Source organism: Desulfomicrobium apsheronum (assembly GCF_900114115.1).
GTDB lineage: Bacteria > Desulfobacterota > Desulfovibrionia > Desulfovibrionales > Desulfomicrobiaceae > Desulfomicrobium > Desulfomicrobium apsheronum.
Map to the genome: position 1 here is coordinate 56630 of NZ_FORX01000004.1, position 22691 is coordinate 79320.

Consider the following 22691-nt stretch of genomic DNA (forward strand, 5'->3'; position numbering starts at 1 on the left):
CTAGGTACTCGATATATGTTTCGCTGAAATAATACTATTTTAAGGAAATTTTCATGGAAAAAGATTCGTACATAGGAATAGGATTCATTATTTTTGGACTATTTATTGGCGGCGTTGGAGTGGCTACAGCAGGAGTTGGAATCGGTATACCAGTCATCCCAATAGGTATTTATCTCGTATGGAGAGGATTTTCGCGAAAAAGACTCACAGGCAATCAAAATGATCCTTTTGTATTTGAAAAATCTTCACAAGGAAAGATTGGGATTGGAATACTATTAATTATAATCGGCATTGCTACAAGTGCACTGGTTATAGGAATACCCATAGCATTGTATGGTGTATATTTGATCTACACAGCATTAAAAGCAAGTAAGTTACCCCTCTTTCGCCAATAAATCGACTAGCATTATCAGCATCCTAAGTGGGTAAAATCAGCACACTAGCGAGACCCAAATGAACGAAGCCGAAACCCGCCTCCTGCACATCGACCCGGCCCTCAAGGCCGCCGGCTGGGGTGTGGTCGAAGGCAGTCGCATCCGACCCGAGTATCCCATCACATTGGGCCGAATCCAGGGTGCGGGGCGGCGGGCAAGGGCTCTCACGGCCGATTACGTTCTGGAGTATCGCAATACCAAGCTGGCCATCGTGGAGGCCAAGGCTTGGGACAAACCACTGACCGAAGGGCTGGCCCAAGCCAAGGACTACGCCGGTAAGCTGGCCGTCCGTTTCACGTATTCCACCAACGGACAGGGCATCTATGCCGTAGACATGGAGTCGGGCAGCGAAGCAGAAATATCCGCCTATCCCACGCCTGAAGAGCTCTGGGGGCGGACCTTTGCCGTACAAAACCTCTGGCGGGACCGCTTTAAGGCCGTGCCCTTCGAGGACCGGAGCGGGTATTTTCAGGGTCGGTATTATCAGGACATCGCCGTTGAGCGGGTTCTGACCGCCATGGCCGACGGGCGGGACCGCATCTTGCTGACGCTGGCCACAGGCACTGGCAAAACCTTCATCGCCTTTCAGATCGTCTGGAAGCTCTTCCACAGCCGCTGGAATTTGCAGGATTGGCGGCGGGATGAAAAACCGAGCCGAAGACCGCGCATCCTGTTTCTGGCCGACCGCAACATTCTGGCGGATCAGGCCTACAACGCCTTTTCCGCCTTTGCCGAAGACGCCTTGGTGCGCATCGCGCCGGATGAGATCAGAAAGAAAGGCAAGGTGCCCAAGAACGGCAGCATCTTCTTCACCATCTTCCAGACCTTCATGTGCGGGCCGCCTACAGACGGAGAGCTGAGCCCCTATTTTGGGGATTATCCTCCCGATTTCTTCGATTTCATCGTCATCGACGAATGTCATCGCGGCGGCGCCAAGGACGAAAGCAGATGGCGCGGCATCCTGGAATACTTCGCCCCGGCCGTGCAACTTGGCTTGACGGCTACTCCCAAGAGGGACGTCAACGCCGACACCTACGCCTATTTCGGAGATCCGGTCTTCATCTATTCGCTGAAAGACGGCATCAACGACGGATTCCTTACGCCGTTCCGCGTCAAACAGATCGCCACCACTTTGGACGAATATGTCTACACGTCCGACGACATGCTGATCGAAGGCGAAATCGAAGACGGAAAGATTTACGGTGAGGCGGATTTCAACCGCATCATCGAAATCAGGGCGCGGGAGAAGAAACGGGTCGAAATATTCATGGCCCTCATTGACCAGCGTGAGAAGACTCTGGTTTTTTGCGCGAACCAGGATCACGCCCGGGCTGTGCGTGATCTGGTCAACCAGCTCAAATCCTACGGGGACCCAAACTATTGCCAACGCGTCACGGCCGATGACGGGATGCTTGGTGAACAGCATCTGCGAGCCTTTCAGGACAACGAAAAGACCATTCCCACGGTTCTGACCACATCGCAAAAATTGTCCACCGGCGTGGATGCCCGCAACATCCGTAACATCGTGCTCATGCGGCCCATCAATTCCATGATCGAGTTCAAGCAGATCATCGGACGCGGCACGCGCCTGTACGACGGCAAGGAATATTTTACGATTTACGATTTCGTGGAGGCCCATCACCACTTCAACGATAAGGAATGGGACGGCGAACCCGTAGAACCGGAAGCGTGTGATGTCTGCGGCAAATACCCATGTGTCTGCATCAAGGAGCCCCCGGCCCCGTGTCTGATATGCGGCGAGCAACCATGCGTCTGCCCCAAGCCGCTCTGTCCGGAATGCGGCCAACAGCCATGCGTATGTCCCAAGCAGCCATGCCCCAAATGCGGGTACAATCCCTGCCAATGCGTCAAAAGGGCCAAGATTAAACTATCCGACGGCAAGGAACGCACCATCCAACACATGGTGGCCACAAGCTTCTGGCATCCGGATGGAACGCCAATGTCCGCCGCGCAGTTCATGGAAGCGCTGTTCGGAAGATTGCCGGAATTCTTCCAGGACGAAGACGAACTGCGCAGCATCTGGAGCGTTCCGTATACCCGTCGCAGGCTCTTGGACGGTCTGGCGGAAAAAGGCTTTGGCAGGGAACAGTTAGCTGAAATGCAAAAGATCATCGACGCAGAAAAAAGCGACATTTTCGACGTGCTGGCTCATGTAGCCTACGCCGATGTACCCCTGACCCGAGAAGAAAGAGCGGCCAGGGCCAGGATCAGTATCCAGCAGTATTTCAACAGCAAACAGCAGGCCTTCCTGGACTTTGTCCTGGGCCACTACGTGAATGTCGGCGTGGAAGAACTGGACCAGACAAAGCTGACCCCTCTCTTGCGACTGCGCTACGGGAACTCGCTGAAGGATGCCATGGCCGATCTGGGCAAGGCGGAAGAGATCAACAAAATCTTTGTCGGGTTTCAGAGGTACTTGTATCAAACCGGACTGAGCGCCTGAAAAGAGACGCATCCGGCTTAAGCGTGCTTTGTGATGTGAATTCTTGGTCCTGAATGACGTCTTGAGGAATTTGGAGAAAGTGACGTTCCAGATGAATCGGGTAGGAGGCGGGGTCACCCCCGCCGTCCTCCCACACCACCGTGCGTACGGTTCCGTACACGGCGGTTCATGTAACACATTGAAGTTTACGGTAGTGATCAAGCAGTGACACGAGTCCTAATTTGTCGAAGTACTTCCTGGGTAAGGCCTCGTTCATGTGCGAGGCCCCCGAGTTCCACCACGGTCCATGCCCGTTGGTGGCGGACTTCCACGACCGTTCTTCGCTCAGCCCCCTCTGCATCAGTTTCCCGGCCCGTGTATATGACCTCTTCCACTGACGCCAAAGGATCAAACGCAGACGACGTCGTACCCACCCATCAAGTTCCTCGAACACGTTCTTCACTTCGGCCAGCTTGAAGTAGTTCACCCAGCCACGCAGCTTCAGCGAGAGTAAGTCAATCACCTTTTGCAGGGATCGACCGCGCCCCTTGCGGCATTCTTCGCGTACCGAGTCTTTCAACCGGGCGACCACCGCAGGAGCCACTTTCAGCCGTGGTTGTTTGTGAAACGTCATGCTGTACCCAAGGAACTTTCGGTTCCAGGGCCGGTCCACCGCGCTCTTGGCGGCGTTCACCTGAAGCTTCAGTCGGGTTTGCAGATACCGACTGACCGAGGCCATGACGCGCTCCCCCGAGCGGCGGGTGCGCACATAGATGTTGCAGTCATCCGCGTACCGGCAGAACGCATGACCTCGGCGTTCGAGTTCCTTGTCCAGATCGTCCAGCAGGATGTTCGACAGGAGCGGAGAAAGGGGACCCCCTTGCGGAGTTCCTTCCGATCGCTGGCTACACATTCCGCCCGTCATCAGCCCCGCTTGCAGGAACCGGCGGATAAGGCCAAGCACCCGCTTGTCCCCGACCTTGCGCCTCACACGTGCCATAAGCACATCATGGTTCACCCGGTCGAAGAACTTCTCCAGATCCATGTCCACCACGAATCGTTTGCCGGCGGCGACATGCTCCCGTGCCCTCAGCACGGCCTGATGCGCGCTTCTACCGGGACGGAACCCGTAGCTTGAATCGGAGAAGCCGGGATTGAAGATCGGCGTGAGCACCTGGTGCAGCGCCTGTTGGACCAGACGGTCCATGGCCGTAGGGATGCCCAGTTGCCGGGTACCGCCTCCAGGCTTGGGGATCTCGACCCCCAGGACCGGTTGCGGTTCGTAGCTCCCGTCCAGAAGTGACTTCTCGATATGAGGACCGTAATACCCCCAAACATCCTCGACACGCATGCCGTCGACGCCGGGGACACCCTTGTTGCTGCGCACGCGCTTGGCCGCCGTGCGCATGTTCTCGCGTTCGACCACCGCTTCCATCACGTCCATAGCCTTCGGCCAGGAGAGCCCCATCCTTCCCGTGACCCCATACGCACCACGCACCTGCTCTCGGGGATTCCGTCCCCTACCCTCGGTCATGGCGGCAGAATGTCTCTGCCCTTCTGCGCTACTGCTGGTCATCGAAATTCCGGCTCCTGCCCCATGTTACATGTTTGGTCCTTCAGTCCGGTCGAGGGACCTACTATGACCTCTGCTGACTTCTGGGCGCTCATCCCCGCGCCTCTCGACGCCGGTAGCACATGGCAAACGCCCAGATCTCCCCGGGTAATGCACACCCACCTTCCCCCTTATGCCCGCCGCATTTACGTCCGCGCCTTCCGTACAGGTACTGGACTTTGAAGATAATTGCCTTCTCATCCGACGCGACCGCCTCACATGCGATTTCTGTTCGTCGAGCCAGGGTTTTGCCTGCGGCTTCCTTCAGATTCCACCTCGCGGTGGACACCCTTGCCGTCCGGCTAACGCTTCCCCCTGTCGGGTGCGTAGAGGACTTTCACCTCCAAGTGAGTGCGCCCTGCCGGGCGCACAATAAAAAAGGTCCACGAATCTTTAAATTCGCGGACCTTTGTCATTCCTGGTACGGAGGCGAGACTCGAACTCGCAAGGGGTTGCCCCCGGAGGATTTTGAGCCTACACGAATTTTGATCATAACCATTTAGTTTTATAGTTAGTTTTCAAAGTTCGCTGGGATATGACTGGGATTTGTCTTTAATTGACTTGGTTAAAAACAATGCTTTTATTAGCCCACATTGAAACTTCCTCAAGCTTGGTAATTGCCAGAGAGCGCTCACGACTTGGATTAAGTGAAAGCAGAATGTCGTTAAGCTCCTTGCATTTGTCCCTTACGATTGTTATTTGCTCCACCGACAAATCAGTCGGCTTCACATAAACAAATGGATTTTTGTCTTCCATATAATTATGTTTATGGCAGCTTATTTGCTGCTTAATTTTATTTTACAATAAATTATAGGAGAGCGGAAGTGGATAACTCATTTTGGCAGATAATTAGTATATGCTCTAATGTTGCTGCAATTATTGCTTCACCGCTTGTCGCTTTATACATAGCAGACAGAATTAATAAATCAAATCAAGAAAGAGAAAGAAAAATAAACATCTTTCGTCAGCTAATGGCTACTAGACATCAAATACTTGGAAAGCAGCACGTTGAAGCGCTTAACATGATCCATTTTGAATTTTCTCAAGAAAAAAATGAAGAGAGAGACGTGTATGAAGCGTGGAAAGAATTGCACGATCATTTCAGCGATATTAATAATTTTGGTGAAAGAACAGAAATAACAGCACCAGAAAGGGAAAGACTACACTTAGACCTTCTTTCGAAAATGGCTAAATGTCTTGGCTATAAGTTTGACAGAGTCATTATAAACAAGGGCCATTACTATCCTGAATATTTAAGTCAAGTCGATGCAGACCTTTCTATGATCAGAAAAGGGCTAACTCGAATTTTTTCATTTGACACGCCATTATTTCCTGTTTGGATTTCAAATCTGCATCCACCTGAAACAAACGACACTCAAAAAGAAACCTTATCTGACTAAGTTTTTAATCAAACGCAGTGGACTTTATGGGCTTTGGCTGGGATTTACTGGAAAAATGCTGTTTTCGTATCGTTCTGATACAAAAGAAAAACCCGATAAACTTTCCTTGTTGGATAATTTATCGGGTAATTTCAAGGTCTTATGGTACCGGAGGCGAGACTCGAACTCGCAAGGGGTTGCCCCCGGAGGATTTTGAGTCCTCTGCGTCTACCATTCCACCACTCCGGCGTGAGGAGTCGTTCTTATTGAAGCCGATGTTCAAAGTCAACCGGATTCTTGATAAAAATCCATGTCCGCGAGCTTTGACCATGCGGGGCTCTTGTGGCAGGTAAGGCCGGTTGAACCTCGCAAGCCCAAGGATGCCCCAATGCTAAGTGAAAAATTCCTGAACGAATTCGAAGAATACCTGACCTCCGGCCAACTGGAGGAGGATTACGGCTATTCCGCCGAGGATCGCAAGATCGAGATTCTTGAATACCTCGAACGCTTCATGGACCTGGCCGAGGAGGTCGACAAGGTTGCGACGCGCCTGCTCATGCCCCATCTCTCAGAAGTCATGCCCCCCAAGGGCGAATAGCCGGAAATAACGTTTCTTCCCGGCCACCGGATACTCCCGAACCAGCTCCAGGCTGTAGCCTTCCACCGTGTCGGTGGACGACTCGTTGCTCATCACCAGCACCCGTCCCTGCGGGGCAAGGCAGCTTTTGACCTCGGCGAGGAGTTTCCGCCATGGCATGAAGGCCCGACTGACAATGAGATCCGCCGCGCGCCGCGCCGGGGGCAGGGCCTCCATGCGGGCGCAAATGACCTTGGTCAGCGGCAGTTTCATGTGTGCAACGGCCTGTTCCATGAAGATGGCGCGTTTTTGCCGTGGCTCCACCAGATAATATTCGCCCGACTGCCAGAAGACGCGCAGCGGGATGCCCGGCAGACCTGCTCCCGCTCCCAGATCCAAGGTCTGGGTGGGCTGGGTCCCCAAAGTGTACAGCAGATCGGCCAGATGCCAGGAGTCCTGGATCAGGGTGTCCAGGATCTCGGTCCAGGTCGAGGGGCCGACCAGGTTCATGCGGGCGTTCCACTTGACGAGCAGGCCAAGATAGACGCTCAAAAGGCGAGCCTGGTCATCGGTCAGGACCCGCCCCAGGCCTTTGGCCCTGGCGGCGACTTCACGGGCTTCGGGATGAGAATTCATATGCATTCCTTGTACACGGCAGGGATGGGGTGCGCGAGGCGGCACTTTTCAGGAGCCGCTTCAAGGGACACTGCCCGGAAGGCGCGGCCCCGGGGGATTTTCCCTTTACCTGCGTGGGGGCTGCGGATACAAGCAGCTCAGTTTTTGATTGGAGGAACAATGAGTACACAGAGCATCATTTTTCCCGGACAGGGCTCGCAAGAGCCTGGAATGGGCCGGGATCTGGCGGAACACTGGTCCGAGGCCATGGACTTGTGGAAAAAAGCCGAACGCCTGAGCGGCCTGCCGCTGCGCGAAATATATTGGGACGGCGACGAAAACGCCATGGCGGTGACGCGGAATCTGCAACCCGCCCTGACTGTTGTCAACATGAACCTGTGGTGTTTTCTGGCCGAAAAGCTGAGCCCCGCCGGAGTCGCCGGGCACAGCCTGGGTGAATTCGCGGCCCTGTTCGCGGCCCGGGTCCTGTCCGTCGACGAGATTCTGGAACTGGTCTGCCTGCGTGGCAAGCTCATGGACGAGGCCACGAACCAGGACGGACGCATGGCCGCCATCCTGAAGCTCAAGCAGGCCGTGGTCGAGGAACTGGTCGCGGCAGCCGCCAGCCTGACCGGACAGGAAATCCGCATCGCCAACTACAACACCCCGGGCCAGTTCGTGATCAGCGGACACGCCCAGGCCGTGGACCATGTCTGCGCGAACGCCAAGCCCCACAAGGGCCGGGCCCTGGTGCTGCCGGTCAGCAACGCCTTCCACTCCCCGTACATGAGCGAAGCCGGAGACGAACTGGCCAAATTCATGGACAGGCTGGATTGGCACGACCCGAAAATCCCGGTCTATCTGAACGTCACGGCCAGACCCGAAGCGGACGCGCGGGTCCTGAAAGAAACCGTGAAGCGCCAGATGACCTCTTCCGTGCACTGGACCCAGACCATCGAGAACCAGTATGCCGACGGCATGCGCTCCTTTGTGGAGCTGGGTCCCAAGGGCGCCCTGTCGCGCATGGTTTCGCAGATACTTAAAGACCGGGACGGGGTCGAAACCCTGTCCATCAGCACTCTTGAACAAGCCGCTAGCCTTTGAGGAGATTCTGGCATGAAAGCCAAAAACTATATTCTTGAAAAATTGACCGCACTCATGGCCGCCAAGGGCGCAGCCCTGCCTGCCAAGACCACCATCGAAGCCCCCAAGAGCGAGCAGCACGGCGACATGGCCACCAACATCGCCATGGTCATGCCCCGGGAGAAGGGGCAGAATCCCCGCGCCGCGGCCGAAGAGCTCAAAGCGGAGCTGCTGGCCATGTGCCCCGAGATCGAGGACATCGAGATCGCCGGGCCGGGCTTCATCAATTTCACCTTCAAGCCCGTCTTCTGGCAGGAAGTGGCGCTGGCGGCGCTCGAAGGCAACGAAGATTTCGGACGGATCAATATCGGCCAGGGTCGCAAGGTGCAGGTCGAATACGTGTCCGCCAACCCCACCGGCCCGCTGCATATCGGGCACGGACGCGGCGCGGCCGTGGGCGACAGCCTGACCCGCATCCTGCGCTTCACCGGACATGAGGTCGAGACCGAGTACTATCTCAATGATGCCGGCCGCCAGATGCGCCTGTTGGGTCTGGCCGTGTGGGTGCGCTACCAGCAGGCCTGCGGCATCGAGATCCCCTTCCCCGAAGATTGCTACCGGGGCGATTACATTAGGGACATCTCGAACGCGTTGCTGGCCGAACGCGGCAAGGCCCTCCTGGACCTGCCCGAGGAAGAAGCGCTGGACCTCTGCTATGAGCGCGGCATGACGGACATCCTGAACGGCATCAAGCAGGACCTCATCGATTTTCGCGTCGAACATCAGCACTGGTTCTCGGAAAAGAGCCTGGTAGACGGCGGCCAGGTCGAGGCATCGCTGAATCGTCTTCTGGCCGAGGGCCGGGCCTATGAAAAAGACGGCGCCCTGTGGTTCAGATCCACCGATCACGGCGATGACAAGGACCGCGTCCTCAGAAAGTCCGACGGCCTTTTGACCTATTTCGCCTCCGACATCGCCTACCACGACAACAAGATCGCGCGCGGCTTCGACATGATGGTCGACATCTGGGGCGCGGACCATCACGGCTACGTGCCGCGCATGAAGGCGGCCATCGAGGCTCTCGGCAAGGACCGCGAATCCCTTCAGGTCATCCTGGTGCAGCTTGTGAACCTGATCCAGGGCGGCGAACAGATCGCCATGTCAACCCGCGCCGGCAAGTTCGAGACCTTGGCCGATGTCTGCGCCGAGGTGGGCGTGGATGCAGCGCGTTTCATCTTCCTGTCGCGCAAGAGCGATTCGCACCTGGACTTCGACCTGGACGTGGTCAAGCAGCAGTCCATGGACAACCCGGTCTACTACGTCCAGTACGCCCATGCCCGCATCAGCTCGCTCATGCGCAAGGCCGAGGAACAGGGCGTGGCCCTGCCCGAGCCGTCCGGCGCGCTCATGGCCCTCTTGACCACGCCCGAGGACAAGGCGCTGTTCAAGGCCCTCGACGCCTTCGAGGACACCCTCGAACTTGCGGCCCGAACCCTCTCGCCGCATCATGTCAGCTATTACTTGATGGAACTTGCAGGGCTGCTGCACCGCTATTACACTGTGCATCACATTCTGTCCGGAGATGACCATGCACTCTTGCAGGCCCGCATCCTTCTCTTCCGGGCCGTGGCCGGAGTGCTCAAGGCCGGTCTTGATCTGCTTGGAGTAAGCGCGCCCGAGCGCATGTAGCCCGATCGGACTCACGGAACCATGATCACACGCAAATCAAGCACCACCAAAAAAAAGGACAAGAACAAGCTCAGCTTTCATCTGGGCCTGTCGGGGTTCCTGTCCCTGGCCGTGCTCGTGGTTATCGGCATGGCCTGGTCGTTCATTCTCGGCGTCATCGTTGGGCGTGGCTACCAGCCTGAAAAGATGGCCATGGAAATGGCCCAAAAGGTTCTCCCCGAAGACTTCCCCCTGCTGACCGAAAAGAACGAGGAAGTTCTGAAGGGAGAGGAGCTCGAATTCTTCGACAAGCTGAAGCAGGGACCCACTTCCGTGGCCCCGGCTCCGGCCCCGCAAGCCAAGGCTCCGACGCCTCCGCAGCCCAAGCCTCAGGCCGCCCCCGCGCCCAAGCCGGAGCAGTCGCCCATTGAGGCGGCCCTGCAATCCGCTGCCGCCGTGGTCGGTCAGAGCCCTTCGGCAGTGGCAAAACCAGCCAAGGAAGAGGTCTTTGTCTTCAACTATCAGGTCGCGGCCCTTGCTTCCATGGAGCAGGCCCAGACCTTCCTGAAAAAGCTCGATCCCGCGAAATTCAAGACATCCGTGGTCACGGCCACCCACGAGGGCAAGACCTGGTACCGGGTCTACGTGCATCATCAGGGCACCGTGGATTCGGCCCTGGCCCTGAAGGAACAGCTCAAGGGCAGCGGCATCGGCGGCGTTCTGCTGCGCTCCCGCACCCCGCTCTGATCCCGCGCCTTGCCACGGCCCCAGGGCATACCATCCTCTTTGACGGAGACAACAATGCATCACGAATTCTTTGACCTCGGCCCCCGGCAGGGACGAAACATCCACGTACTGCCCGTTCCTTACGAAGGCACGGTCAGCTACGGCACGGGCACGCGCCTGGGTCCGGAGGCCCTGTTCCGGGCCAGCGTGCAGATAGAATCCTATGATGCGGAGCTGGACCTCGATCTGACCGATCTGGCCCACTTCACCCCGCTGCCCGTGATCCATCCCCCGGCCACCGGCCCCGAAGGACTGCATCAGGCCATACGCGAACAGCTCGCGGAACTCGACGCGGCCAAGGATTTCGTCCTGACGCTGGGCGGCGAGCACTCGGTGCCCCTGCCCCTTTTCGAATTCTACCACGCGGCCCATCCCGATCTGGTCCTGCTGCACATCGACGCCCACGCCGATCTGCGCGCAACCTACGAGGACAGCCCGTATTCCCACGCCTGCATCATGGCCCGGGCCCGGCAAATGGGCATCCCCCTGGCCCAGATCGGCATCCGCTCCCTGTGCCGGGAGCAACGGGACTACATGCGCGCGCAGAACCCGGCGGAGCTCATGACCCTCTTCGCCTGGGACCTGCCCGCTCCCGGCGAGGCGGCCGAACGCATCCGGGCCTTTGTCGGAAACAGGCCCATGTACATCTCCTTCGACGTTGACGGCATGGACCCAAGCGTCATTCCCGGCACCGGCACGCCCGAGCCCGGAGGCATTTCCTACGCCTGGATGACCCGCTTCTGGAAGGAGCTGTGGCTCGACGGGCTGGGCCCGAAGCTGGTCGGCATGGACATGTGCGAACTCGCGCCCATCCACGGCTCTCAGGCTTCGGAAACGGCCGCCGTCAAACTCATCCAGCGCATCCTGACCGCCTGGCTCGGACTCGCCTAGATATGAACAGCGTGGGCGATCTGCTGACCCTCACGGTCGAAAAACTACTCTGGCGCGGACGTGGGCTGGCCCGTCTGGACTCCGGACAGGTGGTCATGATCGAACCCGGGGTGCTCCCGGACGAGGTCGTGAGCGTGCGCGTGACCAAGGCCGCCAAGGATTTCCTGCAGGCCGAGGCCGTGAGAATCCTAACCCCCTCGCCCCTGCGCGGAGTTCATCCCTGCCCTCACGCAGCGGACTGCGGCGGATCGCGCTTCGGCATGGTCGCCCCGGAAACAGGCACCCAGCTCAAAGCGGACATCCTGCGCGACGCCCTGCCCCGCGCCCTTGGCCGGGATCATGGCCTGCGCATCCCCGAGCTGCGCGTCGTGCCCAGTCCTGGGGGCTGGCGCTACCGCCTGCGCGGCCAGATCCATGTCCGCTCGGGCCGTCCCCACGCCATGGGACACGCCAGCAACGACCTTGTGCCCCTGACCGACTGCCTGCTCCTGTGCGAACCTCTGGCCAAGGCCATGCCCGGCCTTGCGAAAACCCTGCCGGACGGCCGCTTCACCATCGCGGCCAGCCCGGACACAGGGCAGACCGCAACGGAACAGGACGACGTGCTGCTGCCCTTTTCCTTTCCCGAGTTCGGCCTGACCCTGCAACTGCCGCCCAGTACGTTCTTCCAGGCCAACTGGGCACTGAACCAGCAGTTGGTGCGCAGCACCGTGGACGCCCTGGACGGCTTCGAGCGCGTCGCCGACCTCTTCTGCGGAGCGGGAAACTTCGCCCTGCCCCTGGCCAGCCGTGGCAAGACCGTGCTGGCAGTTGAAGGCTCCCTCCCGGCCGTGACCACCGGCACGCGCAACGCCGAGCGCCTGAACCTTGACTCCGTCACCTTCCGCGACGCGAATCTGGCGCGGCCCGCCGCCTGGAAGATGGTTGGCGACTTCGCCCCCCGCGCCGCCATCCTGGACCCGCCCCGCACCGGAGCCAAGGGCATCGGCAGCACCCTGCTCGGCATGCAGGGCCTTGAACGCCTGGCCTGGGTCTCCTGCGACGTGGTCAACACCATCCGCGACGCAAAACCGCTGCTTGCAGCCGGCTGGCGCATATCCTCCCTGACTCTCTTCGACATGTTCCCCGGCACCTGGCACATGGAAGTGCTCATGATCCTGGACCGTCCCTGAGATCCTCGCACCGCCCCGGCCTGCGAGACTTGCGCCAATACGCGGAGAACTGTAGGACATCCTTCACACTTCACAGCCGACGGGGGGCACATGATTGAAGAGGGGATAAACAGGCTCTGGCTCAAGCACTACGATCAGGAAGTCAGTCCGAACCTGGACTACGAAACCGTTCCGCTTTTTGAAATTCTGGAGAATGCGGCGGCCAGCTATCCGGACCGCCAGGCCATCATCTTCAACAACTGGAGCGTGAGCTACAAAAAGCTCAAGCGCCTCGTGGATCTTGCCGCCGCCAACCTGAAGAAGGTCGGGGTCAAGGCCGGTGAACGGGTGGCCATCATGCTGCCCAACTGCCCGCAGACGGTCATCAGTTACTGGGCCTGCCTCAAGATCGGGGCCGTGGTGGTCATGACCAACCCGCTCTATATGGAAAAGGAGCTGCTCCACCACTTCAACGATTCCGAAGCCAAGACACTCATCACCCTGAACCTGCTCTGGAAACGCGTGGACGCCCTGCGCTCGAAGCTGCATCTGCGACGCATCTTTGTGACCTCCATCGCCGACTGCCTGAATTTTCCGCTGAACACGCTCTACACCATCAAATCCAGACGCGAATACAAGCTCGAACCCATCCCTTTCGACAATTCGCACGTGCTGCCCTGGAAAGGCCTGCTGAAAAGGGCGACCATCGAAGCGCCGCATCCGGTCGATCCGGTCACGGACCTGGCCGCGTTGCAGTACACCGGAGGCACCACGGGCGTGTCCAAAGGCGTCATGCTGACCCACGCCAACCTCGGCTACAACGCCCAGCAGGCCCGGGCCATCCTGCATAGCATCAAGGACTCGGGCGAGGTCATGCTCGGCCTGTTGCCCTTTTTTCATATTTATGGGCTGACCGTCTGCGTCAATTTCGGCACCCTCATCGGCGCGACGCTGGTGCCCATGGCCAAGTTCGTACCCCTGGACGTGCTCAAGACCATCCATAAGAAAAGGCCGACCATCTTTCCCTGCGCGCCTTCGATCTTCATCGCCCTGCTCCAGCAGAAAAACCTGCACAAATACGACCTGTCCTCGGTGCGCTACTGCATCTCCGGCTCCGCGCCCATGCCCGTGCCGGTCATGGAAAAATTCAACACCCTGAGCAACGGGGCCAACATCATCGAAGGCTTCGGACTGACTGAGGCGTCCCCCATCACGCACCTGAACCCCCTGCGCGGCAACAGCAAGAACGGCTCCATCGGCCTGCCCTTTCCGGACACCGACGCCGCCATCGTTGACATGGAGGTTGGCTCCCTGCCCCTGCCCGTGGGCAAGATCGGCGAGCTCGTCATACGCGGCCCGCAGGTCATGCGGGGCTACTGGAAACGTCCCGACGAGACGGCCAGCGTACTGCGCAACGGCTGGCTCTATACCGGCGACATCGCCTACATGGACGAGGAAGGCTATTTCTTCATCGTCGACCGCAAGAAGGATCTGATCATCACCGGCGGATACAACGTCTATCCGCGCGAGATCGATGAGGTCCTGCACGAGCACCCGGCCATCAAGGAGGCGGTCAGCGTCGGCATCACGCACAGAACCCGTGGCGAGATCATCAAGGCCTACATCGTGCTGCACGAAGGCCAGACCCTGACCAAGGCCGAAATTATCGCCTTCTGTAAGGAAAAACTGGCCAACTTCAAGGTCCCGAAACAGGTCGAATTCCGGGACGAGCTGCCCAAGAGCATTGTCGGCAAGGTTCTGCGCCGGGTCATCCGCGAAGAGGAAGACCGCAAGGCCCACGACCACTGCGAGTGCAACGGGAACAACGACGACATCGAAACAAACGAGGATGAAAAGGATCAATAGCGCCCTGTAAAGCATCGCCCGGCGGCTCTTGACACCCTCCGGCCCGGTACTTAGTTTACCCTCTTCAAAGGGGAGTAGCTAGCGGTTCCCGGGCCATCCCGGCAACCGACCCGTGGTTCGTCAGTACGGCTTCAAGGCCCGGCCCCGGGAATCCGACACAGTTCGAGATCAGCCAGACCTTTATCCACATGAACACGGGTAAAGGTCTTTTTCTTTACCCCGGATTTAAACGGAGAAAAAAAATGAACCTGCTCAAGACCACGTTTCTCTTGACCCTGCTGACGTTGCTGCTTGTCGCCATGGGCGGCGCCATCGGCGGCAAGTCCGGGATGATGATCGCCTTTCTCATTGCCGGCGGCATGAACTTCTTTGCCTACTGGAATTCGGACAAGATCGTCCTCAAGATGTACAAGGCCCGCGAAGTGACCCGTGCCGACAGCCCGGATTTCTACGGCATCGTGGAAAACCTGGCGCGCAAGGCGAACCTGCCCATGCCCAAGGTCTACGTCATCCCCTCGGACAGCCCCAACGCCTTCGCCACCGGGCGCAATCCGCAAAATGCCGCCGTGGCCGCCACCACGGGCATCATGCGCATCCTCTCGCGCGAGGAGCTTGAAGGGGTCATGGCCCACGAACTGACTCACGTCATGAACCGCGACACCCTCATCGCGACCATCGCCGCGACCATCGCCGGAGCCATCTCCATGCTCGGCAGCATGCTCCAGTGGGCGGCCATCTTCGGCATGGGACGCGGCGACGACAAGGAAGGCGGCGGCAGCGTGCTCGGCAGCCTGGCCATGGCCATCATCGCTCCCATCGCGGCCATGCTCATTCAGATGGCCGTGTCCCGCTCGCGTGAATTCATGGCTGACGAAGGCGGCGCGAAAATGTGCGGCAACCCCAAGGCCCTGGCCCGAGCACTGGTGAAGCTGCAGCAGTCCGCATCCGGCGCGCCCATGCAGGAAGCAACCCAGGCCACCTCGCACATGTTCATCGTCAATCCGCTCACGGCGTCCAAGATGGCCAGCCTCTTTTCCACCCATCCCGCGACCGAGGACCGGGTAGCCCGCCTCATGGCCATGTAGGCCCGTGTTCATATCTCAGAAAAAGAGCCCTCTCCACGGCATATGGAGAGGGCTCTTTGTTTTTGTTGCGTCCCGGACTAGCGGGCCGAAAACCGGGGCTGTCCGTACCAGGCCCGGGCCCACCGTCCGGAATTGTCCGTATCGGTCATGATGGCCACGGCGTCGATTTTTTCGATATCCTCGCCGAAAGCCAACTTCCAGTCATCGCGAATGTTGCGTTTCTCGGTCATCATCCCGCCCAGAGCGCTTTCACCGCTGCGCACCGCGATCATGTGCGCGTTCGAGGTGAAGGCATTGGGCCACATGCTCCCCTTGGGCTCGGTGCTGGCCCAGACGTAGGACAGCGCCCTTGTCTTCCAGAAGGCCAGGCCCCCCTTGGCCACCACGTAGATCCTGGCCGGATAGTCATCGCCGTTTTTCTCGCGCTCGTTGATGCCCAAAAGCACATTGTCCACCTTCCAGGACCAGTTCAGCCACGGCGTGTCGCGAAGATCGACGGACTGCTCGAAAAAAAGCCCCGAGGCCGTGCCGTTGCTCTCGGCCAGCAGCAGTTTCTCCTTTTGCAGCGGTGTGTAGACGGTGCGCCCTGCGAATTCCTTCTCCTTCCAGCCCGGATGTCCCGGCGCATACAGGGCGGGCAGGTCGCCCGCAAGGGCCACGCACGCCCAGCCCAGGATCATTGCCCCGAGCAAAAGCAGCAGCCATGGAACCATTCCTGCACTTTGCAAGGCAGGCGGGAAATTTCTGCCTGATCGGTCACGCATTCTTTCAGTCCCGGAGGCATTCATGGGTATCTCCTCATCCCTTTATATCGGCACCACGGGGATCATGGCCCAGCAGAAGAACATGTCGGTCATTTCCGACAACATCGCCAACGTAAACACGGTTGGCTTCAAATCTTCGCACATGATCTTCAACACCCTGATGAGCCAGCAGATGGGCTCGGCCAGCGTCGGCAATCAAGTCGGCCAAGGCGTCGGCGTCAGTTCGATTCTGTACGACATGTCCCTGGGATCGCTGGAGCCGACCAACACGGCCACGGACATCTCCATCAGCGGCAAGGGATTTTTCATCGTCTCGGCCGACGGAAGCAGCGATCAGCGCTACACCAGGGCCGGCAACTTCCGCTTCGACGCGGAAGGCTATCTGCGCGACCCGCAGGGAAACATCCTGCAGGGCTACCGGATGCCCGCCGAATCGATCCTGGATACAGTCCCGGTCATCCCGCCTGCGGCAGGCGCGCCCATCACGGACATCCGCCTCGACATGCAGGAAGGCGGAGGTCCCGTCTCGGAACCCGAGGCGACCACGGAAATGCGCATGATGATCAACCTGGATTCTTCCTCGCAGGAGCGAAACGCCAGCGCCACCAGCCCGTTCACGGCCCTGTTCGACAGCTGGGACGCCACGCAGCTTGAGCCTCTGGACTCGGGGGCCTACTCGTACGAGTCAGCCATGAAGGTCTTCGATTCCGACGGCAACGCGCATGTAGTCAGGGCCTTCTTCGATCCCGTCGCGGACGGCACGAGCGTTTCCAACGGTAACCGCATGTGGGAATTTCTGGTCACCATCCCACCCGCCGAGGACGCCTCCGGCCTGGGCACCAAGAAAGGCGTGCTCATGGCCGGAACCCTGACCTTCACGGCATCGGGAGAGCTTTTGAACATGAGCGCCTTCGAGGGCTCCTCCGACGACAAGAGCAGCTGGATCCCGGTCGGTTTGTCCGAAGACGGCTACCCAGTCCTGAACGCAAACCTGGTCGGAGCGGAGCCCATCTCAAGCGCTTTCGACATGGGGCTGCGCTCGAATTCAGGCTGGAATCTTCCGGCGGGAATGAGCACCATGGCCGATCTGGGCACGGCGGCCTCGGATTTGCCGTCCCTGCTGAACGCGGACAGACAGACCCTCTCGACCACCAATTTCAACACCGGCTCAAGCACTCTCTACCAGTCCCAGAACGGGTACGAGCGCGGATTCCTGCAGTCGGTCAGCGTGGACACCAAAGGGGTGCTCGTCGGCTATTTCTCCAACGGCCAGAATCAGGGCCTCTACAAGATCCCCATGGCCGACTTCATCAATCCGCAGGGGCTCTTTCGCGAGGGCGGAAACCTTTTTTCCGCCACCAAGGACTCCGGAGCCGTCTCTCTTGGCTGGGCCGGTGAAGGCAGGCTCGGAAGCGTCATCACCAGCAGTCTGGAAAGTTCCAATGTCGATCTGGCCACCGAATTCGTGAACATGATCATCACTCAGAAAGGCTTCGACGCCAACAGCAAGGTCATCACCACGGGTGATCAGGTCGTGCAGACGGCCATTCAGATGAAGAGATAACTAGAGGAAGGCCTCGCCCCTGGCGACCAGGGTCACGGGGCCGAAAATCCAGGCGCCGGGGCCGTCAACGCCCACACGTACCCCGATCTCGCCGCCGCTGGGCTGCGTGACTCGCAGGTCGGTGGGAAAATTTTGCCCACGCCCCAGCCACAGCGCCAGGGCCAGGCTTCCGGAGCCGCAACCGGTCTCGTAATGCGTAGACGCGGTGGAACGCACCCATACCACGGGCTTGATGGCGCACGCCGGACAAATCCGGTACCAGATACAGCCCACGGCCTCCGCATCCAGAGCGTAGCGCGCCCGCAGGGTAGCGCTGGCCTGCTCGACATCCTCGGAAAACGGGTGCAGTTCCTCGTCAAGACACAGATGCGTTATGCCCGGCAGACGCACCAGCCCGATGCCCGGCTCCAGCTCCGAAACTCCGCCCTTGCCTTCTTCGGCACACGCTTCCGGCAGCGGCATCTCGACCCAGCACTCGCCCCCGTCAGCAGCGACCCGCAACGCCACCGGCCGGTCAACACCCGAGACCATGACCTCCCCGCACAAATCATCCCCGGTTCGGATCAACCCCACCTGTTCCCGGGCCATGACCGCCGCGGCCGCCCGACAGGCGTTGCCGCAGAATTCGCCGCCCATCATGTCGAGGCGTACCGGATCGGCCGCAAGATCCAGAAATCCGACCTGTTCGGCCTGCACGTGCCCGGCGCCCATGAGGGTGCGGGCCACCGAAGCCCGTTCCAGCGGCTCCACGGGATCGAGAATCAGGATGGTCGGGTTGCCGCCCGGAACGGCCTTGTAGAATCGCAGTGCACGCACGTCTCTCTCCATTGCGTTCGAAAAATTGACCAGGGCGGGAGTAGCCCCGGCAGCGAGGCAAAAAGGATAGCCGATGGAGTCCCGCCGGGCAAGGCGGTATTGACCCCTCTGTCGCCCGTGAGTAGGACGGTCTTTTCACTTTCATCCCCGAAATCACATGACATCATACCTGAACGCCATCATCCTGGGCATCGTCGAAGGCCTGACCGAATTTCTGCCCGTCTCCTCCACCGGCCACCTGATCATCGCGGGACACCTGCTCGATTTCACCGGCCCCAAGGCCGAGACCTTCAGCATCGTCATCCAGCTTGGCGCGATACTGGCCGTGGTCGCCCTCTACTGGCCGACCTTCTGGGGCCTTGTGCGCCCCAACGAGCGTCCTTTCAGCGGCATGCGCGGCCTGGTCCTGCTTTTTCTGACCTCGCTGCCGGCGGCATTGCTCGGGCTCTTCGCCCACTCGGCCATCAAGGAACATCTTTTTTCCCCGGTCACCGTGGCCTTTGCCCTGGCGGTCGGGGCCGTGGCCATTCTCTTGGTTGAAAGAATGCCCGCCAAAAACCAGGTCAAAGGACTCGACGCGATAACCCCGACCCTGGCCCTGGGTATCGGCTGCTTTCAGTGCCTGTCCCTGTGGCCCGGTTTTTCGCGTTCCGCCGCGACGATCATGGGCGGCATGATCCTGGGCGCCGAGCGCCGCACCGCCGCCGAGTACTCCTTTGTCGCCGCCGTGCCCATCATGTTCGCAGCCACGGGCTACGACATGCTCAAGAGCTGGCGGCTGTTCAGTCCTGACGACTTTCTGATCCTGGGCGTCGGCTTTGCCGTGTCCTTCGTGTCGGCCTGGCTCGCGGTCAAAGTCTTCATCGCGTTGCTGGGACGCCTGACCCTGCGCTCCTTCGCCTGGTATCGCCTGGCCCTCGCTCCGGTGGTGCTCTGGATCTTCTGGTGAACGGGGTGAGCATCGAACACGAGGCCAAATTCAGGCTCGGCGACTGCCGGGACATGGAGCCCCGTCTGCGAAAGCTTGGCCGCCTGCGCACGCCATGGCATTTCGAGTCCAACACCGTTTACGACCGAGACGGCGAACTGGCCGCATCCGGACGCCTGCTGCGCCTGCGCCGCGCCCTGACCTCGACCCTGACCTTCAAGGAACCCGCGCCCGGCGCCGGGACCAGCGGAGTCAAGAGCCGCATCGAACGGGAAAGCGACATCGCCGACCCGCGCGCCATGGACTCCATACTGCGCGGGCTTGGCTATGCGCCGCGCCTGCGCTACGAAAAATTCCGCTCCGTGTGGGAACTCCCGCAGGGCCTTGTCTTTCTGGACATCCTGCCCTTCGGCCATTTTCTTGAAATCGAGGCGCGTCCCGATTGCATCGGAACCATCGCGCAGGAGATGGGCCTCGATCCCGGCCACGCCATGGACAAAAGCTACCACAGCCTGCACCAGTCCTGGCGCAGACAACAAGGCCTTCCCCCCATGGAGGATTTCGTCTTCGACGAAGCCGAACACCACCGACTGACCACCAGCCTGGGCTGCATCGCCCGGCCTCAAGGAGAATACAATGCTGACTGATATCCAGCTCGAAAAATACGCGAAAGTCCTTTTCTGGGGCATGCAGAAAGCCCGTGTCACACCATTTGCCCCGGGAGACATAGTCCTTGTCCGCACGGACCTTGCGGCCCTGCCCCTGGCCGAAAAGATGCAGGCCCTGATCCTTGCGCAGGGGCTCAACCCCGTGCTGCGCATGAGCCCACCGAGCGCGCTGGAGAAAGGCTATTTCAGCCTCGCCGAACAGGAGCAGCTCTCCTTTGTGGTCCCCGGGGACCGCGAGCTCTATGAACGCCTCGGCGGCCTGATTTCCCTGCTTGCCCCGGACTCCATCACGCACCTCCGGGACATCCCGCCGACCAAGATCGTCACCTTCTCCCTGGCCCGCAAATATCTGCGCGACATCCTGGACAAACGCGAGGCCACCCGCCAGTTCGGGTGGACGCTCTGCCTCATGCCCACCCCGGCCCTGGCCGAAAACGCAGGGCTCACCCCCGAGGATTACGCGGCCCAGATCATCCGCGCCTCCTACCTGGACGAGGCCGATCCCGTAGCCACCTGGGAGGGGATTTTCCGTCAGGCCCACGGCGTCAAGGCATGGCTCAACGACATGGACGTGGACTACTACCACGTGCAGTCCGCATCCACGGACCTAAAAGTCCATCCCGGCGAGTCCCGCTGCTGGATCGGCATCTCGGGCCACAACATCCCCAGCTTCGAGCTGTTCATCTCTCCGGACTGCCGCCTGACCGAGGGCACCTACCACGCCGACCAGCCCTCCTACCGCAGCGGCAATCTGGTCAGCGGCGTGACCCTGGAATTTTCCAACGGCATGGCCCGGGTGGTCAAGGCGGATCAGGGTGAAGGGTTCGTGCGCTCGCAGCTGGAAATGGACCCCGGCGCGTGCAGGCTCGGGGAATTTTCGCTGACCGACAAGCGCTTTTCACCCATCAACGCCTTCATGGCGCACACGCTTTTCGACGAGAACTTCGGCGGAGACCACGGCAACTGCCATGTCGCGGTGGGAGCATCCTATGCCGACACCTACGCAGGAGACCCGACGGAACTGACGGATGAACGCAAAAAGGAACTGGGTTTCAACGATTCGGCCCTGCATTGGGATCTGGTAAACACCGAACCGAAAAAAGTGACCGCTTTCCTGCGGGATGGCAAGAAAACGGTCATTTACGAGGATGGCATGTTCACCATGCCCGACTTGGCCTGAGATCAGGCGGCAAAATCCGGATCAGGCTCCGGCGCAGAACTCGCGCATGGATTCAAGGGTCTGGTCGCAGGCCAGGACCAGCTCTGAACGCAAAAGAGCCATCTGCGCCTGCGATCCGGCCTTGGCGGCCTGCTCCAGCTCGGCGGCGAGCTGACAGAGCCGGGCCGCCCCCACTGTGGCCGAAGCGCCCTTCAGGGAATGCGCGGTGCGCTCGACCTGATAGAAGTCGCCTTGACTTGCGTACTCGTCCAGACTGTGGAGTTTTCGGGGAGCGTCATCCATGTAGAGCTGAAAAAGACTGGTCAGAAGGTCCCGGTCCCCGGACATGCGCTCCAGCGTCTCTTCAATGGAAAGTAGCGGTATGTTTGACAAATTTCTCTCCTGAATGTTCAAGCCGTATCGATCTTCAAAGTCTACTTTTTTTTTGATTATCTGAAAAGAACTTTGGCCTCACGTCTTTTTCCGACACATCTTCTCCTTGCCTCTTGCGCGCGAAATTTGTAGTCTTATCTAACATTTTTCGCAACAGCAAAAGGACTACACCATGGACCACATGTCCTCCAATCTGGAAGACTATCTCGAAGTCATATTTTCCCTGGAATCGCTCAATTCCGAGGCCAGGGCCAAGGATATCGCGGACGCCATGGGTGTGCAGAGGGCTTCCGTCACCAACGCGCTACAAAAACTCTCCCAGCGCGGGCTGATCAATTACCAGCCGTATAGTTCGGTGACCCTTACTCCCGAGGGATTCCGCACCGCCACCCGCATCGTGCACCGCCACAAGGTACTCTACGACTTCCTGCACACCTTCCTGCAGATCCGTCCCGAAGTGGCGGAGGACACGGCCTGCAAACTCGAACACCACATCGACGACGAGAGCCTGGAGACCCTGACCAAGTTCGCCCGCTTCATCATGACCTGCCCGCGCACGGGCAAGGACTGGCTGGAGGCGTTCACCCGATCCTGCAACGAACGCGGAACGTGCACCAACTGCGCCGAATGCATCAAGTCCTGTCTTGACCGACTGGACGACAAATGTCTGGACAGTTCCGAGCCGCGTTCGAAAACATCCTGAAATCGTCATGCATGCGCTGCGAAAATCCCATGAAATACACGACCGGACTTCCAAAATCCCTCGCGATTACCGGCTGTTGAACTCATTTCACGGCCCGGGGACGCCC

Annotated in this window: 22 protein-coding genes and 1 tRNA gene; 16 read left to right on the plus strand and 7 right to left on the minus strand. The window is 59.4% G+C overall.

Features of this window, described 5'->3' with window-relative positions; genetic code table 11:
* Positions 1–53: 53 nt before the first annotated feature.
* Both BMZ40_RS19135 and hsdR read left to right on the plus strand, forming a co-directional pair.
* Positions 54–395 carry a hypothetical protein gene (locus tag BMZ40_RS19135; RefSeq protein WP_143075553.1) on the plus strand — a complete coding sequence of 114 codons (342 nt, stop codon included), beginning with the start codon at positions 54–56 and terminating at the stop codon, positions 393–395.
* Between the two features lie 58 nt (positions 396–453).
* The gene (hsdR, locus tag BMZ40_RS05880; RefSeq protein WP_092373183.1) at positions 454–2898 is read left to right on the plus strand and encodes an EcoAI/FtnUII family type I restriction enzme subunit R; all 2445 of its coding nucleotides are present in this window, start codon (positions 454–456) and stop codon (positions 2896–2898) included.
* 166 nt (positions 2899–3064) lie between these two features.
* Here the strand turns inward: hsdR and ltrA are convergent, their stop codons facing one another.
* Both ltrA and BMZ40_RS20150 read right to left on the minus strand, forming a co-directional pair.
* On the minus strand, positions 3065–4321 hold the full coding sequence (gene ltrA / locus BMZ40_RS05885; RefSeq protein WP_245751041.1) for a group II intron reverse transcriptase/maturase: 1257 nt from the start codon (positions 4319–4321) through the stop codon (positions 3065–3067).
* Positions 4322–5041: 720 nt separating this feature from the next.
* Entirely contained in the window at positions 5042–5245 is a 204-nt protein-coding gene (locus tag BMZ40_RS20150; RefSeq protein ID WP_143075554.1) for an Acb2/Tad1 domain-containing protein, read from the minus strand.
* 68 nt (positions 5246–5313) lie between these two features.
* On the opposite strand from BMZ40_RS20150, the gene BMZ40_RS05895 reads away from it, so the two are divergent.
* A complete protein-coding gene (locus BMZ40_RS05895) occupies positions 5314–5889 on the plus strand; it encodes a DUF6680 family protein (protein WP_092373186.1) in 576 nt (191 codons plus the stop codon).
* Positions 5890–6031: 142 nt separating this feature from the next.
* On the opposite strand, the gene BMZ40_RS05900 is transcribed toward BMZ40_RS05895, so the two are convergent.
* Positions 6032–6117 (minus strand) — tRNA-Leu (locus tag BMZ40_RS05900).
* 139 nt (positions 6118–6256) lie between these two features.
* Between BMZ40_RS05900 and BMZ40_RS05905 the strand changes: the two genes are divergently transcribed.
* Positions 6257–6466: a hypothetical protein gene (locus BMZ40_RS05905; protein ID WP_092191288.1), complete on the plus strand. Its 210-nt coding sequence runs from the start codon at positions 6257–6259 to the stop codon at positions 6464–6466.
* Here the strand turns inward: BMZ40_RS05905 and rsmG are convergent.
* Positions 6437–7081 (minus strand): 16S rRNA (guanine(527)-N(7))-methyltransferase RsmG, encoded by a 645-nt coding sequence (gene rsmG / locus BMZ40_RS05910; RefSeq protein WP_092373187.1) that lies wholly within the window; start codon positions 7079–7081, stop codon positions 6437–6439. The two genes, BMZ40_RS05905 and rsmG, sit on opposite strands and share 30 nt — an antisense overlap.
* Before the next feature lie 159 nt (positions 7082–7240).
* Here rsmG and BMZ40_RS05915 point away from each other — a divergent pair, with 159 nt between their 5' ends.
* The 7 genes from BMZ40_RS05915 (at position 7241) to htpX (ending at position 15590) form a co-directional block, all read left to right on the plus strand.
* A complete protein-coding gene (locus BMZ40_RS05915) occupies positions 7241–8164 on the plus strand; it encodes an ACP S-malonyltransferase (RefSeq protein ID WP_092373188.1) in 924 nt (307 codons plus the stop codon).
* 12 nt (positions 8165–8176) lie between these two features.
* Positions 8177–9832 carry an arginine--tRNA ligase gene (argS, locus tag BMZ40_RS05920; RefSeq protein WP_092373189.1) on the plus strand — a complete coding sequence of 552 codons (1656 nt, stop codon included), beginning with the start codon at positions 8177–8179 and terminating at the stop codon, positions 9830–9832.
* 21 nt (positions 9833–9853) lie between these two features.
* The gene (locus tag BMZ40_RS05925) at positions 9854–10558 is read left to right on the plus strand and encodes an SPOR domain-containing protein (RefSeq protein ID WP_092373190.1); all 705 of its coding nucleotides are present in this window, start codon (positions 9854–9856) and stop codon (positions 10556–10558) included.
* Between the two features lie 54 nt (positions 10559–10612).
* Positions 10613–11488, plus strand: a complete 876-nt coding sequence (gene speB, locus BMZ40_RS05930) for an agmatinase (protein WP_092373191.1) — start codon at positions 10613–10615, stop codon at positions 11486–11488.
* Between the two features lie 2 nt (positions 11489–11490).
* Positions 11491–12660, plus strand: a complete 1170-nt coding sequence (locus BMZ40_RS05935) for a class I SAM-dependent RNA methyltransferase (protein ID WP_092373192.1) — start codon at positions 11491–11493, stop codon at positions 12658–12660.
* Positions 12661–12750: 90 nt separating this feature from the next.
* The gene (locus BMZ40_RS05940) at positions 12751–14505 is read left to right on the plus strand and encodes a long-chain-fatty-acid--CoA ligase (RefSeq protein WP_092373193.1); all 1755 of its coding nucleotides are present in this window, start codon (positions 12751–12753) and stop codon (positions 14503–14505) included.
* Between the two features lie 242 nt (positions 14506–14747).
* Complete coding sequence (gene htpX, locus BMZ40_RS05945) at positions 14748–15590, plus strand: zinc metalloprotease HtpX (protein WP_092373194.1); 843 nt, start codon at positions 14748–14750, stop codon at positions 15588–15590.
* Positions 15591–15667: 77 nt separating this feature from the next.
* Here the strand turns inward: htpX and BMZ40_RS05950 are convergent, their stop codons facing one another.
* Positions 15668–16378, minus strand: a complete 711-nt coding sequence (locus tag BMZ40_RS05950) for a DUF3047 domain-containing protein (RefSeq protein WP_245751042.1) — start codon at positions 16376–16378, stop codon at positions 15668–15670.
* On the opposite strand from BMZ40_RS05950, the gene BMZ40_RS05955 reads away from it, so the two are divergent.
* Positions 16377–17918, plus strand: a complete 1542-nt coding sequence (locus tag BMZ40_RS05955) for a flagellar hook protein FlgE (RefSeq protein ID WP_092373195.1) — start codon at positions 16377–16379, stop codon at positions 17916–17918. The genes BMZ40_RS05950 and BMZ40_RS05955 overlap by 2 nt on opposite strands.
* Here BMZ40_RS05955 and BMZ40_RS05960 read toward each other — a convergent pair whose 3' ends face one another.
* Positions 17919–18734 carry a histidine racemase CntK family protein gene (locus BMZ40_RS05960; RefSeq protein WP_143075555.1) on the minus strand — a complete coding sequence of 272 codons (816 nt, stop codon included), beginning with the start codon at positions 18732–18734 and terminating at the stop codon, positions 17919–17921.
* 157 nt (positions 18735–18891) lie between these two features.
* On the opposite strand from BMZ40_RS05960, the gene BMZ40_RS05965 reads away from it, so the two are divergent.
* From BMZ40_RS05965 to BMZ40_RS05975, 3 genes are read left to right on the plus strand one after another with little or no spacing between them, the layout of a single operon-like run.
* Entirely contained in the window at positions 18892–19683 is a 792-nt protein-coding gene (locus BMZ40_RS05965) for an undecaprenyl-diphosphate phosphatase (protein WP_092373197.1), read from the plus strand.
* A 5-nt stretch (positions 19684–19688) separates the two neighbouring features.
* Positions 19689–20309, plus strand: a complete 621-nt coding sequence (locus BMZ40_RS05970) for a class IV adenylate cyclase (protein WP_143075556.1) — start codon at positions 19689–19691, stop codon at positions 20307–20309.
* The gene (locus BMZ40_RS05975; protein ID WP_092373198.1) at positions 20299–21510 is read left to right on the plus strand and encodes an aminopeptidase; all 1212 of its coding nucleotides are present in this window, start codon (positions 20299–20301) and stop codon (positions 21508–21510) included. The genes BMZ40_RS05970 and BMZ40_RS05975 overlap by 11 nt, the downstream gene beginning before the upstream one ends.
* A gap of 21 nt (positions 21511–21531) precedes the next feature.
* Here BMZ40_RS05975 and BMZ40_RS05980 read toward each other — a convergent pair whose 3' ends face one another.
* Positions 21532–21882: an Hpt domain-containing protein gene (locus tag BMZ40_RS05980; RefSeq protein ID WP_092373199.1), complete on the minus strand. Its 351-nt coding sequence runs from the start codon at positions 21880–21882 to the stop codon at positions 21532–21534.
* 172 nt (positions 21883–22054) lie between these two features.
* On the opposite strand from BMZ40_RS05980, the gene BMZ40_RS05985 reads away from it, so the two are divergent.
* A complete protein-coding gene (locus BMZ40_RS05985; protein ID WP_092373200.1) occupies positions 22055–22585 on the plus strand; it encodes a metal-dependent transcriptional regulator in 531 nt (176 codons plus the stop codon).
* The last annotated feature ends 106 nt before the right edge of the window (positions 22586–22691 follow it).